Annotated in this window: 13 protein-coding genes; 12 read left to right on the top strand and 1 reads right to left on the bottom strand. The window is 55.8% G+C overall.

Annotation, left to right across the window (positions count from 1 at the left end; translation table 11 throughout):
- Nucleotides 1-15: 15 nt before the first annotated feature.
- The 12 genes from amiB (at nucleotide 16) to rlmB (ending at nucleotide 13,794) form a co-directional block, all read left to right on the top strand.
- A complete protein-coding gene (gene amiB / locus L3069_RS02085) occupies nucleotides 16-1,356 on the top strand; it encodes an N-acetylmuramoyl-L-alanine amidase AmiB (RefSeq protein ID WP_022646817.1) in 1,341 nt (446 codons plus the stop codon).
- 9 nt (nucleotides 1,357-1,365) lie between these two features.
- Nucleotides 1,366-3,210, top strand: coding sequence for a DNA mismatch repair endonuclease MutL (mutL, locus tag L3069_RS02090; protein WP_038415134.1), 1,845 nt, complete (start codon nucleotides 1,366-1,368; stop codon nucleotides 3,208-3,210).
- A complete protein-coding gene (miaA, locus tag L3069_RS02095; protein WP_038415136.1) occupies nucleotides 3,203-4,153 on the top strand; it encodes a tRNA (adenosine(37)-N6)-dimethylallyltransferase MiaA in 951 nt (316 codons plus the stop codon). Before mutL ends, miaA begins: the two co-directional genes overlap by 8 nt.
- 85 nt (nucleotides 4,154-4,238) lie before the next feature.
- Nucleotides 4,239-4,550 (top strand): RNA chaperone Hfq, encoded by a 312-nt coding sequence (gene hfq / locus L3069_RS02100; RefSeq protein ID WP_006810391.1) that lies wholly within the window; start codon nucleotides 4,239-4,241, stop codon nucleotides 4,548-4,550.
- A 74-nt stretch (nucleotides 4,551-4,624) separates the two neighbouring features.
- Entirely contained in the window at nucleotides 4,625-5,905 is a 1,281-nt protein-coding gene (gene hflX / locus L3069_RS02105) for a ribosome rescue GTPase HflX (protein ID WP_038415137.1), read from the top strand.
- Nucleotides 5,906-5,961: 56 nt separating this feature from the next.
- The gene (hflK, locus tag L3069_RS02110) at nucleotides 5,962-7,221 is read left to right on the top strand and encodes an FtsH protease activity modulator HflK (RefSeq protein WP_022646820.1); all 1,260 of its coding nucleotides are present in this window, start codon (nucleotides 5,962-5,964) and stop codon (nucleotides 7,219-7,221) included.
- 2 nt (nucleotides 7,222-7,223) lie between these two features.
- A complete protein-coding gene (gene hflC / locus L3069_RS02115; RefSeq protein ID WP_022646821.1) occupies nucleotides 7,224-8,228 on the top strand; it encodes a protease modulator HflC in 1,005 nt (334 codons plus the stop codon).
- A gap of 71 nt (nucleotides 8,229-8,299) precedes the next feature.
- Nucleotides 8,300-8,497, top strand: coding sequence for a DUF2065 domain-containing protein (locus L3069_RS02120; protein ID WP_003855996.1), 198 nt, complete (start codon nucleotides 8,300-8,302; stop codon nucleotides 8,495-8,497).
- Nucleotides 8,498-8,601: 104 nt separating this feature from the next.
- Complete coding sequence (locus tag L3069_RS02125; protein ID WP_032621775.1) at nucleotides 8,602-9,900, top strand: adenylosuccinate synthase; 1,299 nt, start codon at nucleotides 8,602-8,604, stop codon at nucleotides 9,898-9,900.
- A 192-nt stretch (nucleotides 9,901-10,092) separates the two neighbouring features.
- On the top strand, nucleotides 10,093-10,518 hold the full coding sequence (nsrR, locus tag L3069_RS02130) for a nitric oxide-sensing transcriptional repressor NsrR (RefSeq protein ID WP_003855998.1): 426 nt from the start codon (nucleotides 10,093-10,095) through the stop codon (nucleotides 10,516-10,518).
- Between the two features lie 38 nt (nucleotides 10,519-10,556).
- A complete protein-coding gene (gene rnr, locus L3069_RS02135; RefSeq protein ID WP_023299135.1) occupies nucleotides 10,557-12,998 on the top strand; it encodes a ribonuclease R in 2,442 nt (813 codons plus the stop codon).
- A 64-nt stretch (nucleotides 12,999-13,062) separates the two neighbouring features.
- Nucleotides 13,063-13,794, top strand: a complete 732-nt coding sequence (gene rlmB / locus L3069_RS02140; RefSeq protein ID WP_003856001.1) for a 23S rRNA (guanosine(2251)-2'-O)-methyltransferase RlmB — start codon at nucleotides 13,063-13,065, stop codon at nucleotides 13,792-13,794.
- A 91-nt stretch (nucleotides 13,795-13,885) separates the two neighbouring features.
- On the opposite strand, the gene L3069_RS02145 is transcribed toward rlmB, so the two are convergent.
- On the bottom strand, nucleotides 13,886-15,160 hold the full coding sequence (locus tag L3069_RS02145; RefSeq protein ID WP_038415140.1) for an MFS transporter: 1,275 nt from the start codon (nucleotides 15,158-15,160) through the stop codon (nucleotides 13,886-13,888).
- Between the last annotated feature and the right edge of the window lie 97 nt (nucleotides 15,161-15,257).

Raw genomic sequence — 15,257 nt, forward strand, 5'->3', positions numbered from 1 at the left:
CGTAGGGATAACGGGATGATTAATCGCGTTAAAGGTTGGATTTTGGCAGCCACGGTTCTGCTGTGCGCGCAGGCCGGTGCGGCCAGCCTCTCGGATATTCAGGTGTCGAATGGCGATAGCCAGGCCCGCATTACCTTCAGCTTTATGGGCGATCCTGAATATGCTTTCTCACAAATCGACAGCCGCAGCGTGGCGCTCGATATTAAACAGTCCGGGGTGATCCAGGGGCTGCCGCTCCAGTTCAGCGGCAACAATCTGGTGAAAAGCATCCGTTCGGGGACGCCGAAGGATGCGCAGTCTCTGCGTCTGGTGGTCGATCTCACCGAAAAGGGCAAAACGAAGGCGGTTAAGCAGCAAAACGGCGCCAGTTATACGGTGGTTTTTACCATTAATGCTGATGTTCCGCCGCCGCCACCGCCTGCACCTGTGGTAGCAAAACGCGTAGAAGCGCCGGTTTATACCCCAAGGCCGTCTGAGCCAGCCCGTAATCCGTTTAAATCACAAAATGACCGACTTACCGCCGTGACCAGCAGCAACACGGTGACGCGTCCGGCGGTCAGCGCGCGGCGAACGCCGGTCAGTGGCGACAAAGTGATTATCGCCATCGACGCCGGACACGGCGGGCAAGATCCTGGCGCGATTGGCCCGGGCGGCACGCGGGAGAAAAACGTCACTATCGCCATTGCCCGTAAGCTGCGTGCGCTTCTGAATGACGATCCGATGTTTAAAGGGGTCATGACCCGCGACGGAGATTATTTTATTTCAGTGATGGGACGCTCGGATGTGGCGCGTAAGCAAAACGCCAACTTCCTGGTGTCGATTCACGCGGATGCTGCGCCGAACCGTAACGCCACCGGCGCGTCGGTATGGGTACTGTCGAACCGTCGTGCCAACAGTGAAATGGCGAACTGGCTTGAAGAGCACGAGAAGCAGTCTGAACTGTTAGGCGGGGCAGGCGATGTGCTGGCAAACAGCCAGGCCGATCCGTATCTCAGCCAGGCGGTGCTGGATTTACAGTTCGGCCATTCTCAGCGCGTCGGGTATGATGTCGCCACTAACGTACTCAACCAGCTGCAAAGCGTCGGATCGCTGCATAAGCGTCGTCCGGAACATGCGAGCCTCGGTGTCCTGCGTTCACCGGATATTCCGTCGATTCTGGTAGAGACGGGTTTTATCAGTAATCACGGTGAAGAGCGTTTACTGGGAAGCGACAGCTATCAGCAGCAAATTGCTGAAGCGATTTATAACGGTCTGCGTAAATACTTTGACGCGCATCCGCTTCAGTCTGCGCCGCAGGGCGGGGCAGCCCAGACGGCAAGCGCCGCGCTGCCGGGTGAGATGACCGCGACTAATTAAGGAGAGTTCATGCCGATTCAGGTTCTACCGCCGCAGCTCGCGAACCAAATCGCCGCCGGTGAGGTGGTGGAACGCCCTGCATCGGTGGTGAAAGAGCTGGTGGAAAACAGCCTCGATGCAGGGGCGACCCGCATTGATATCGATATTGAACGCGGGGGCGCAAAGCTTATCCGCATTCGTGATAACGGCAGTGGCATCAAAAAGGACGAGTTGGCGCTGGCGCTGGCGCGTCATGCCACCAGTAAAATTGCGTCACTTGACGATCTGGAAGCGATTATCAGCCTGGGTTTTCGCGGCGAAGCGCTGGCCAGTATCAGCTCCGTTTCCCGCTTAACGTTGACCTCCCGCACGGCCGACCAGCAGGAAGCCTGGCAGGCCTACGCGGAAGGGCGCGATATGGACGTCACGGTTAAACCAGCGGCGCACCCGGTAGGCACCACGCTTGAAGTGCTGGATCTTTTCTATAACACGCCCGCCCGGCGCAAGTTTATGCGAACCGAGAAGACCGAATTCGGACATATCGACGAGATCATCCGCCGCATCGCGCTGGCACGCTTTGATGTCACTCTTAACCTCAGTCATAACGGTAAGGTGATGCGTCAGTACCGGGCAGTGGCGGAAGGCGGGCAAAAGGAGCGTCGGCTGGGCGCCATCTGCGGCACGCCGTTCCTGGAAAAAGCGCTGGCCATTGAGTGGCAGCATGGCGATTTGGCCCTGCGCGGCTGGGTTGCCGATCCGAACGCCAGTAGCGCCGCGTTTGCTGAGATTCAGTACTGCTACGTCAACGGTCGCATGATGCGCGACCGCCTGATTAACCACGCCATTCGCCAGGCCTGTGAAGATAAGCTCGGCGCCGATCAACAGCCCGCCTTTGTGCTTTATCTGGAGATCGACCCGCATCAGGTTGACGTTAACGTGCACCCCGCCAAGCACGAGGTGCGTTTCCACCAGTCGCGTCTGGTGCATGATTTTATCTATCAGGGCGTCGTTAGCGTTTTGCAGAAGCAGGCTGAGCCAACGCTGCCGCTGGAAAACGACGTTCCTGCACCGCGATCGCTGCCAGAAAATCGCGTGGCGGCCGGACGTAACCATTTCGCTGAACCCGCAGTCGCGCGCGAACCAGTGGCTCCGCGTTTTTCGTCAGCGGGAAGCGCACCGCGCCCGACGGGCGCCAACTACCCAAATGCCCAGCCGGGGTATCAAAAGCAGCAAGGGGCGTTATACCGTAAATTGCTGGACACCCCAGCCGTGGAACGGAAAGAACATATTGAGGTATCGCCGTCTTCCCTTGACGGACATAGCCAGAGTTTTGGCCGGGTATTGACGATTGTCGCCCCGGACATGGCACTGCTTGAACGTGAGGGGAAATTGATGCTGCTGGCGTTGCCGGTAGCGGAACGCTGGCTTAAACAGGCGCAACTGACGCCAGGGGAAAACGCCGCCTGCGCTCAGCCGTTACTGATCCCGGTTCGGTTGAAAATAAACCATGAGGAAACAGGGGTTTTGCAGCGTGCCCAGGCGCTTCTTGCCGAAATGGGGATTGAAATCGTACTGGACGCGCAGCATGTGACAATTCGCGCAGTGCCTTTACCCTTACGCCAACAAAATTTACAAAACTTGATTCCTGAACTGATAGGCTACCTGGCGCAACAAACGACGTTTGATGCCGCCGATACCGCGCAGTGGATCGCCCGCCATCTGGCCAGCGAACATTCGCCGTGGAGTATGGCGCAGGCGATTACCGTTCTGGCAGAGGTGGAACGCCTCTGTCCACAGCTGGTGAAAGCGCCGCCAGGTGGTTTGTTACAACCTGTTGATTTAAAAACGGCGATGACCGCCCTGAAACATGACTGATGTAAGTAAGGCGAGCCTGCCAAAGGCGATTTTTTTAATGGGGCCAACGGCCTCCGGTAAAACGGCGTTAGCCATTGAGTTACGTAAAGTTTTGCCAGTAGAGTTGATTAGCGTTGATTCAGCCCTCATTTACCGAGGAATGGACATCGGCACGGCGAAGCCCAGCGCAGACGAACTGCGTGCGGCACCGCACCGTTTACTGGATATTCTCGACCCGGCACAGGCTTACTCCGCAGCAGATTTTCGCCGCGACGCCTTAGCTGAGATGGCCGAGATTACCGCCGCGGGACGCATACCGCTGTTAGTTGGCGGCACGATGCTCTACTTTAAGGCGCTGCTGGAGGGGTTATCGCCTCTGCCATCGGCCGATCCGGAAGTGAGAGCGAAGATTGAGCGGCAGGCGGCAGAGCAGGGGTGGGACGTTTTGCACAGGCAACTGGAAGAGATTGACCCGGTTGCCGCAGCGCGGATCCACCCAAACGATCCGCAAAGGCTTTCCCGGGCACTGGAAGTTTTTTTCATTTCGGGTAAAACTTTAACGGAACTGACGCAAACGTCAGGAGACGCTCTGCCGTATCAGGTGCATCAGTTCGCCATCGCCCCGGCGAGCCGTGAACTGCTCCATCAACGAATTGAGCAGCGTTTTCATCAGATGTTGGCTTCAGATTTTGAAGCAGAAGTGCGGGCGCTTTTTGCCCGTGGAGATTTGCATACGGACATGCCTTCCATTCGTTGTGTGGGATACCGCCAGATGTGGTCGTATCTTGAAGGCGAGATTTCATACGATGAAATGGTTTATCGAGGTGTTTGCGCCACGAGACAGTTAGCGAAGCGCCAGATCACCTGGTTGCGTGGTTGGGAGGGTGTTCACTGGTTAGACAGTGAAAAACCACAACAGGCGTTAAACGAAGTGATTGAGGTTATTGGTGATATCGCTGACTGAATGTGTACAATTAAGCCGTATCGTGCGCAATTTTTCAGAATCGCAAGGTTCTAAGTACAAAACAAGCATATAAGGAAAAGATAGAATGGCTAAGGGGCAATCTTTACAAGATCCGTTCCTGAACGCATTGCGTCGGGAGCGTGTTCCAGTTTCTATTTATTTGGTGAATGGTATTAAGCTGCAAGGTCAGATTGAGTCTTTCGATCAGTTCGTGATCCTGTTGAAAAACACGGTCAGCCAGATGGTCTATAAGCACGCGATTTCTACTGTTGTTCCGTCCCGTCCGGTATCTCATCACAGCAATAACGCTGGCGGCGGCACTGGCAGTAACTACCATCATGGCAGCAACGCGCAGGGTTCATCTGCTCCTGCGCAGGACAGCGAAGAAACCGAATAAGGTTTTGGGCTGTTTTCCACACGGGGAGCCAGGGATCCTGCGTTCCCCGCTGATCTTTTTAGAGAGGTTTACGCTTGTTTGACCGTTATGACGCCGGTGAGCAGGCGGTGCTGGTACACATCTATTTTTCGCAAGACAAAGATATGGAAGACCTCCAGGAGTTTGAATCTCTGGTCTCTTCCGCCGGTGTCGAAGCAATGCAGGTGATTACCGGTAGCCGTAAAGCGCCGCACCCGAAGTACTTTGTTGGTGAAGGTAAAGCAGTTGAAATTGCGGATGCCGTAAAAGCAACCGGCGCATCAGTCGTGCTGTTTGATCATGCGCTGTCTCCGGCTCAGGAACGTAACCTGGAAGCTCTCTGCGAATGTCGTGTTATCGATCGCACGGGGTTGATCTTAGATATTTTTGCTCAGCGTGCGCGTACCCACGAGGGTAAGTTGCAGGTTGAGCTGGCGCAGTTGCGCCATCTGGCGACGCGTCTGGTGCGTGGCTGGACACACCTTGAAAGACAAAAAGGCGGGATTGGTTTACGTGGCCCGGGTGAAACCCAGCTCGAAACCGACCGTCGTTTGCTGCGTGGCCGTATAACCCAGATCCTTTCTCGTCTGGAGCGTGTCGAGAAACAGCGCGAACAGGGGCGTCGGGCGCGAACCAAAGCCGACATCCCAACGGTGTCGCTGGTGGGCTATACCAACGCCGGTAAATCCACCCTGTTTAACCAGATAACCGAGGCCCAGGTGTATGCCGCAGACCAGCTGTTTGCGACCCTGGACCCTACGCTGCGCCGTATTGACGTCGCAGACGTCGGTGAAACGGTACTGGCGGATACCGTAGGGTTTATCCGCCATCTGCCGCACGATCTGGTGGCGGCGTTTAAAGCGACCTTGCAGGAGACGCGTCAGGCGACCCTGCTGCTGCACGTGATTGATGCGGCTGACGTACGCGTGCAGGAGAACATCGACGCGGTGAATGTGGTGCTCGAAGAGATTGACGCCCACGAAATTCCCACTTTGTTGGTGATGAACAAGATCGATATGCTGGACGATTTCGGACCGCGTATTGACCGAGATGAAGAGAACAAACCAATTCGGGTCTGGCTATCTGCTCAGGCCGGGATTGGTGTGCCACTGCTTTTCCAGGCTTTGACAGAACGTCTTTCCGGTGAGGTAGCTCAGCACACGCTGCGACTGCCGCCACAGGAAGGCAGGCTGCGTAGCCGGTTTTATCAGCTTCAGGCGATAGAAAAAGAGTGGATGGAGGATGACGGCAGCGTGGGGATGCAGGTGCGTATGCCGATCGTTGACTGGCGTCGCCTCTGTAAACAAGAACCTGCGCTGGCGGACTATATCGTCTGATCAGAAAGGGGAAGCCTGAAAAATTCGCCCTTGCATAACAAATATGGAGCATATACATGGCGTGGAATCAGCCCGGTAATAACGGACAAGACCGCGACCCGTGGGGAAGCAGCAATAATCAAGGCGGCAACTCTGGGGGAAATGGCAACAAAGGTGGTCGCGAGCAGGGGCCGCCGGATCTGGATGATATCTTCCGCAAACTGAGCAAAAAGCTTGGTGGCCTTGGCGGAGGAAAAGGTTCTGGCTCGGGTGGCAACTCCACTCAGAGTCCGCGCCCGCCTATGGGTGGCCGCGTAGTAAGCATTGTGGCCGCGGCGGTAGTCATCATCTGGGCAGCCAGCGGGTTCTACACCATTAAAGAAGCAGAGCGCGGCGTGGTAACCCGTTTCGGTAAGTTCAGCCATCTGGTTGAGCCGGGCCTGAACTGGAAACCGACCTTCATTGATAACGTGACCGCAGTGAACGTGGAGTCCGTCCGTGAACTGGCGGCGTCTGGCGTGATGTTGACCTCTGACGAAAACGTGGTGCGCGTTGAGATGAACGTCCAGTACCGCGTGACCGATCCTGAGCGTTATCTGTTTAGCGTGACCAGCGCGGATGACAGCCTGCGTCAGGCGACCGACAGCGCCCTGCGTGGCGTGATCGGTAAATACACCATGGACCGTATCCTGACCGAAGGTCGTACCGTTATTCGTAGCGATACCCAGCGCGAGCTGGAAGAGACCATCCGTCCGTACAACATGGGTATCACCCTGCTGGACGTCAACTTCCAGGCTGCACGTCCGCCGGAAGAGGTGAAAGCGGCGTTTGACGATGCGATTGCCGCGCGTGAAAACGAACAGCAGTACATCCGTGAAGCGGAAGCGTATACCAACGAAGTTCAGCCGCGTGCAAACGGTCAGGCGCAGCGTATTCTGGAAGAAGCGCGCGCGTATAAGACCCAGACCATCCTGGAAGCACAGGGTGAAGTGGCTCGCTTCGCGAAGATCCTGCCGGAATATAAAGCCGCGCCGGAAATTACCCGTGAGCGTCTCTATATCGAGACCATGGAAAAAGTGCTGAGCCATACGCGTAAAGTGCTGGTTAACGACAACAAAGGCGGAAACCTGATGGTCCTGCCGCTGGATCAGATGCTTAAAGGCGGTTCTGCACCGGCAGCAAAAGACAACAGCGGAGCCAACAACCTGCTGCGTCTGCCGCCAGCCTCGTCTGGTAGCTCCAGCGCGAACACAACGCCTTCTTCGAACGATGGTGACATTATGGACCAACGCCGTGCTAACGCGCAGCGTAACGACTACCAGCGTCAGGGGGAATAAGGATGCGTAAGTCAGTTATTGCGATCATCATCATCGCACTGGTCGTGCTCTACACCTCCATCTTTGTGGTGAAAGAGGGCGAACGTGGGATCAAGTTCCAGTTTAGCAGCGTCGTGCGTGACGGCGACAAGCGTCCGGTGATCTACGAGCCGGGTCTGCACTTCAAGGTGCCTTTCATTCAGTCAGTCAAAACGCTCGACGCACGTATCCAGACCATGGATAACCAGGCCGACCGTTTCGTGACTAAAGAGAAGAAAGACCTGATCGTTGATTCCTACATCAAATGGCGTATCAGCGACTTCAGCCGCTACTTCCTGGCAACCGGCGGTGGTGATGTTTCTCAGGCAGAAGTGCTGCTGAAACGTAAGTTCTCTGACCGTCTGCGTTCTGAAATTGGTCGTCTGGATGTAAAAGACATCGTGACCGACTCCCGTGGTCGTCTGACACTGGAAGTGCGTGATGCGTTGAACTCAGGTACAGCGGGTACCGAAGACGAAGTGGAAACACCGGCAGCGGATGACGCGATTGCCAAAGCGGCTGAACGCGTTCAGGCTGAAACCAACGGTAAAGTACCGGTGATCAACCCGAACAGTATGGCTGCACTGGGTATCGAAGTGGTTGACGTGCGTATCAAGCAGATCAACCTGCCAGCGGAGGTGTCCGAGGCGATCTACAACCGTATGCGCGCCGAGCGTGAAGCGGTAGCTCGTCGTCACCGTTCACAGGGTCAGGAAGAGGCCGAGAAACTGCGTGCCGCAGCGGACTACGAAGTGACCAAGACGCTGGCGGAATCTGAGCGTCAGGGCCGTATCCTGCGTGGTGAAGGCGATGCCGAAGCCGCGAAGCTGTTTGCCGATGCCTTCAGCCAGGATCCCGACTTCTACGCCTTTATCCGTAGCCTGCGTGCTTACGAGAATAGCTTCCAGAGCAACCAGGATGTGATGGTACTCAGCCCGGACAGCGATTTCTTCCGTTATATGAAGACGCCGACTAACGCAACGCGATAAACTCAGGCTCGTTTGAGTATTCAAACCACCGCTCTTCACGGAGCGGTGGTTTTCTTTTATAAGGATGAAAAATGAATTCAACGATCTGGCTCGCACTGGCTTTGGTTTTGGTGCTGGAAGGCCTCGGCCCGATGCTCTATCCACGCGCATGGCGACGGATGATCGCGACAATGAGCCAACTTCCGGACAATATTTTGCGTCGTTTTGGTGGTGGACTTGTGGTTGCCGGTATCGTTATCTACTACATGTTGAGGAAAACGATTGGCTGATCAAAAACTAACCGCAATCGGCATATTTTAGGGTCAAAAAGTGCTGTATATCTGAAAAAGCGATGGTAGAATCCATTTTTAAGCAAACGGTGATTTTGAAAAAAATGGGTAACAACGTCGTCGTACTGGGCACCCAATGGGGTGACGAAGGTAAAGGGAAGATTGTCGATCTTCTGACTGAACGGGCTAAATATGTTGTACGCTACCAGGGCGGTCACAACGCAGGCCATACTCTCGTAATCAACGGTGAAAAAACCGTCCTCCATCTTATTCCATCAGGCATTCTTCGCGAAAACGTCACTAGCATCATCGGTAACGGCGTTGTGCTGTCTCCAGCTGCGCTGATGAAAGAGATGAAAGGTCTGGAAGACCGTGGTATCCCTGTTCGTGAGCGTCTGCTGCTCTCCGAAGCCTGCCCGCTGATCCTGGACTATCATGTGGCGCTGGACGTGGCGCGTGAAAAAGCGCGTGGCGCGAAAGCGATCGGCACTACCGGTCGTGGCATCGGCCCGGCATACGAAGATAAAGTGGCTCGTCGCGGTCTGCGCGTGGGCGACCTCTTCGACAAAGCGACCTTCGCTGAAAAACTGAAAGAAGTGATGGAATATCACAACTTCCAGCTGGTGAATTTCTATAAAGCTGAAGCCGTTGACTACCAGAAAGTGCTGGATGACGTCATGGCGATTGCTGACATTCTGACCGGCATGGTTGTTGATGTGTCCGATCTGCTGGACCAGGCGCGCAAGCGTGGCGATTTCGTCATGTTTGAAGGTGCGCAGGGTACCCTGCTGGACATCGACCACGGTACCTATCCGTATGTAACGTCCTCTAACACCACCGCGGGTGGCGTGGCAACCGGCTCCGGCCTGGGCCCACGTTATGTGGATTACGTTCTGGGCATCATCAAAGCGTACTCCACTCGCGTGGGTGCAGGTCCATTCCCGACCGAGCTGTTTGATGAAACCGGCGAGTTTCTCTGCAAGCAGGGTAACGAGTTTGGCGCAACCACCGGTCGTCGTCGTCGTACCGGCTGGCTGGACGCCGTTGCCGTGCGTCGTGCTGTGCAGATCAACTCCCTCTCTGGCTTCTGCCTGACCAAGCTGGACGTACTGGACGGCCTGAAAGAAGTGAAAATCTGCGTGGGCTACCGTCTGCCAGATGGTCGCGAAGTGACTACCACTCCGCTGGCCGCTGACGACTGGGAAGGCATTGAGCCAATCTACGAAACCATGCCGGGCTGGTCTGAGACCACCTTCGGTGTGAAAGAACGTAGTGGCCTGCCAAAAGCTGCGCTGGACTACATTAAGCGTATTGAAGAACTGACCGAAGTGCCGATCGATATTATTTCTACCGGCCCGGATCGTACTGAAACGATGATCCTGCGCGACCCGTTCGACGCATAATCTTCGTGACTGCTGGCCTGCGGGGAAACCCGTAGGCCGGATAAGCGCAGCGCCATCCGGCGACCGCTCCTGGATCTCCGCTTTTTCGCCCCGTCTGTCAAATAAATTAGCCGCTAACTATCTGGCTGGTTTATCATCATTAATGAATATCTCTGCGGTTTGACCGCGTTTTCCCTTTTTCCTGAGGTTGATGTGCAGTTAACAAGTTTCACCGATTACGGCTTACGCGCGCTGATTTACATGGCGTCGTTACCCGATGGGAAGATGACCAGCATCTCTGAAGTCACAGAGGTGTACGGTGTGTCCCGTAATCATATGGTCAAAATAATCAATCAACTTAGTCGTGCCGGATACGTTGCTGCCGTCCGCGGGAAGAATGGAGGGATCCGTCTCGGTAAACCGGCACAGAGTATCCGTATCGGCGATGTGGTACGTGAACTGGAGCCGCTATCTCTGGTGAACTGTAGCAGTGCGTTTTGCCACATTACGCCCGCTTGCCGCCTGAAACAGGCGCTTTCAAAGGCCGTGCAAAGTTTTCTCAAGGAACTGGATAACTACACGCTGGCCGATTTGGTTGAAGAGAATCAACCGCTTTATAAATTATTGCTGGTGGAATGAAGAAAATTTCCACCGGAGCTGACAACGGAGGAACCGACATGTCACAAGATCCTTTCCAGGAACGCGAAGCCGAAAAATACGCGAATCCTATCCCCAGCCGCGAGTTCATCATTGAACACTTAACAAAACGCGAAAAACCCGCCAATCGTGAAGAACTTGCCGTTGAATTAAACATTGAGGGTGAAGAGCAAATTGAAGCCCTTCGCCGCCGCCTGCGCGCCATGGAGCGCGACGGCCAGCTGGTCTTTACTCGTCGCCAGTGCTACGCGCTGCCAGAACGCCTCGATCTGCTGAAAGGCACCGTTATTGGTCATCGCGATGGCTTCGGCTTCCTGCGCGTGGAAGGCCGTAAAGACGACCTGTACCTCTCATCCGAACAGATGAAGATGTGTATTCACGGCGACCAGATCCTGGCGCAGCCGCTGGGTGCAGATCGTAAAGGCCGCCGCGAAGCGCGCGTGGTCCGCGTGCTGGTGCCGAAAACCAGCCAGATTGTAGGCCGTTACTTTACCGATGCGGGCGTAGGCTTTGTGGTGCCGGACGACAGCCGTCTGAGCTTCGACATTCTCATCCCGCCTGAAGAGGTGATGGGCGCACGCATGGGCTTTGTGGTAGTGGTTGAACTTACCCAGCGCCCGACCCGCCGTACCAAAGCGGTAGGTAAAATCGTCGAAGTGCTGGGCGATAACATGGGCACCGGCATGGCCGTTGATATGGCGCTGCGCACCCATGAAATTCCTTACGTCTGGCCGAAAGCGGTTGAAGACCAGATCGAAAACCTGCGTGAAGAAGTGCCGGAAGAGTCCAAAGCAGGCCGCGTGGATCTGCGCGATCTGCCGCTGGTCACCATTGATGGTGAAGACGCCCGCGACTTCGATGATGCCGTGTACTGTGAGAAAAAACGCGGTGGTGGCTGGCGTCTGTGGGTGGCTATCGCGGATGTGAGTTATTACGTACGTCCACACACGCCGCTGGATAACGAAGCGCGCAGCCGCGGTACGTCGGTCTACTTCCCGTCGCAGGTTGTACCGATGCTGCCAGAAGTGCTCTCGAACGGCCTGTGTTCCCTCAACCCGCAGGTGGACCGCCTGTGTATGGTCTGCGAAATGACCATCTCCAGCAAGGGACGTCTGACGGGCTATAAGTTCTACGAAGCGGTGATGAGTTCTCATGCGCGCCTGACCTATACCAAGGTCTGGCATATGTTGCAGGGCGATCAGGATCTTCGCGAACAGTACGCGCCGCTGGTCAAACACATCGAAGAGCTGCACAACCTATACAAAACGCTGGATCAGGCGCGCGAAGAGCGCGGTGGGATCTCGTTTGAGAGTGAAGAGGCGAAATTCATCTTTAACGCTGAGCGTCGTATCGAGCGAATCGAGCAGACTCAGCGTAACGATGCGCACAAGCTGATTGAAGAGTGTATGATCCTGGCGAACATCTCGGCGGCACGTTTCGTTGAGAAAGCCAAAGAGCCTGCTCTGTTCCGTATTCACGATAAGCCAACCACGGAAGCCGTAACCTCGTTCCGTTCCGTGCTGGCTGAACTCGGCCTGGAACTGCCTGGCGGCAATAAGCCTGAGCCACGCGATTATGCCGAGCTGCTGGAATCCATCAGCGATCGTCCTGACGCGGAAATGCTGCAAACCATGCTGCTGCGTTCCATGAAGCAGGCGATTTACGATCCGGAAAACCGAGGCCACTTTGGTCTGGCGTTACAGTCGTATGCGCACTTTACCTCGCCGATTCGCCGTTATCCGGATCTGTCCCTGCACCGTGCGATCAAGTATCTGCTGGCGCACGAGCAAGGTCACAAAGGCAATACGACCGAAACCGGTGGGTATCACTACTCCATGGAAGAGATGCTGCAACTGGGCCAGCACTGTTCCATGACCGAGCGTCGTGCGGATGAAGCAACGCGCGACGTGGCGGACTGGCTGAAGTGTGACTTTATGCTGGATCAGGTGGGTAACGTCTTTAAAGGTGTGATTGCCAGCGTCACCGGCTTTGGCTTCTTCGTACGTCTGGATGAGCTGTTTATCGACGGTCTGGTGCACGTTTCCAGCCTTGATAACGATTACTACCGCTTCGACCAGGTCGGACAACGTCTGATCGGTGAATCCGGCGGTCAGACCTACCGTCTGGGCGATCGGGTGGAAGTGAAGGTAGAAGCCGTGAATATGGACGACCGTAAAATCGACTTCAGCCTCATCTCCAGCGAACGGGCTCCGCGTAACGTCGGGAAAACCGAGCGTGAGAAAGCGAAAAAAGGTGGCAACGGTAAAGCGGGCGGCAAGCGACGTCAGGCAGGTAAAAGAGTAAACTTTGAGCCAGACAGCGCCTTCCGTGGCGAGAAGCAGCAGAAGCCCAAGGCGGCGAAAAAAGACGCTCGTAAAGCGAAAAAACCGTCGACCAAGACCCAAAAAATAGCGGCCGCAACCAAAGCGAAGCGCGCGGCGAAGAAACAGCAGGCGGAGTAATTTCCCCTCACCCTGACCCTCTCCCCAACGGGGAGAGGGACAATATTTATTACGAGAACCATCAATGAGTGAAATGATTTACGGCATCCACGCGGTGCAGGCCCTGCTGGAGCGCGCGCCGGAGCGTTTTCAGGAAGTTTTTATTCTGAAAGGGCGTGAAGACAAACGTCTGATGCCGCTGATCCACGCGCTGGAAGCGCAGGGCGTCGTGATCCAGCTGGCGAACCGTCAGTATCTGGATGAGAAAAGCGAAGGTGCTGTACACCAGGGCATTATCGCGCGCGTGAAGCCGGGCCGTCAGTATCAGGAGAACGATCTGCCGGATCTGATCGCTGAGCTGGATAACCCGTTCTTCCTGATCCTCGATGGCGTAACCGACCCGCACAACCTGGGCGCGTGCCTGCGTAGCGCCGATGCAGCAGGCGTGCATGCGGTGATTGTGCCAAGAGATCGTTCCGCGCAGCTTAACGCTACCGCTAAAAAAGTGGCCTGCGGCGCGGCGGAAAACGTTCCGCTGATCCGCGTGACTAACCTGGCGCGCACCATGCGTCTGTTGCAGGAAGAAAATATCTGGATCGTCGGCACGGCCGGTGAAGCGGATCACACCCTGTATCAGAGCAAAATGACCGGCCGTATGGCGCTGGTGATGGGGGCAGAAGGTGAAGGCATGCGTCGCCTGACCCGCGAGCACTGCGATGAGCTGATCAGCATCCCGATGGCGGGCAGCGTATCGTCCCTGAACGTTTCTGTTGCGACGGGTATCTGCCTGTTTGAAGCGGTGCGTCAGCGCGGGTAGCCTGTTGTGCCGGGTGGCGGCTTCGCCTTACCCGGCCTACAAAAGCATGGTACCGTAGGCCCGGTAAGCGCAGCGCCACCGGGCAACAATCTCACTCCTCTAACGACCGCAAATGGTCATCCTTTCTCAGCGTCATCAGCGCGAAAATACTCACCACCGCCGTTGCCATCACGTAGTACGCCGGAATATCCAGATTGCCCGTCTCTTTAATCAGCCCGGTAATGATCAGCCCCGCACAGCCCGAGAAGATCGCATTCGACAGAGAATAGGCCAGCCCCAGCCCGGTATAACGCACGCGCGTCGGGAACATCTCAGACAGCATAGCCGGCCCCGGCCCTGCCAGCATCCCCACAAGTCCTCCCGCAATCAACACCACAATCGCTTTGACAGCCACCGTGCTGGACTCCGCCTGCAAAATTTTCAGCAGCGGCAGGGCGAGGATCAGCAGGAGCACGGTGGCGATAATCATCACCGTCCGCCGCCCGATCCTGTCGCTCAGCATGCCCGACGGAATGATCGTGAGCGCAAACCCAATGTTAGAAATCACCGCAATCAGCAGCGCCTGGTTAAAACCGGTGTGCAGCGCAGATTGCAGATAGGTCGGCATAATCACCAGATAGGTATAACCCGCCGCAGACCAGACCATCACGCGACCAATGCCCATCAGAATGGTTTTGAACGTGGCGGCGGTGCTGGCCTGAGTAACAACCGGTTTTTCCCGTTGCTGCACAAAGCTCGGTGTCTCTTCCATGCTTACCCGCAGCCATAGCGCGACAGCACCCATCGGCAACGCCAGGAAGAACGGAATGCGCCAGCCCCAGTCGTGCAAGGCTTCAGGTGAGAGAAGGGCAGAGAGCAACGCGACAATGCCTGCGCCTGCTAACAGCCCGAGCGCCACGGTGAAGGACTGCCATGCCCCGTAAAGACCGCGCTTGCCGCGCGGGGCGAACTCCGTCATCAACGAGACCGCGCCGCCATACTCACCGCCCGCGAACAGTCCTTGCAGAATACGCAGAAGTGTAACGATCAGCGGCGCGGCAATCCCGATACTGGCGTAGACCGGCACAATACCGATGGCAGCGGTGGCGAGCGTCATCAATACCAGCACAATAATCAGCGTCGGTTTACGGCCAATCCTGTCGCCAATGCGGCCAAAGACCACCGCACCCAGCGGGCGGAAGAAGAAAGCGATGGCGAATGAGGCCCAGGTGAGGATCAGGCTGGTGAGCTCCGCTTCCCCCTCAAGCTGGAAGAAGTTTCTGGCAATCACCGTTGCCAGAAAACCATAGACCGCAAATTCATACCACTCGATGAAATTACCGATGGAGCCTGCAATTAATGCACGCTTGTGCGCATCCTGTTGCATAACGATCCTCATAAAAACGGGGTAAGAATAAATTATTCAGCATTAGTGAAGTAAGGAAATAGTTTATTCTTATGTTCTGTGAGCTATTTCACGAATG

Source organism: Enterobacter cloacae complex sp. ECL411 (assembly GCF_021869665.1).
Classification (GTDB): domain Bacteria; phylum Pseudomonadota; class Gammaproteobacteria; order Enterobacterales; family Enterobacteriaceae; genus Enterobacter; species Enterobacter intestinihominis.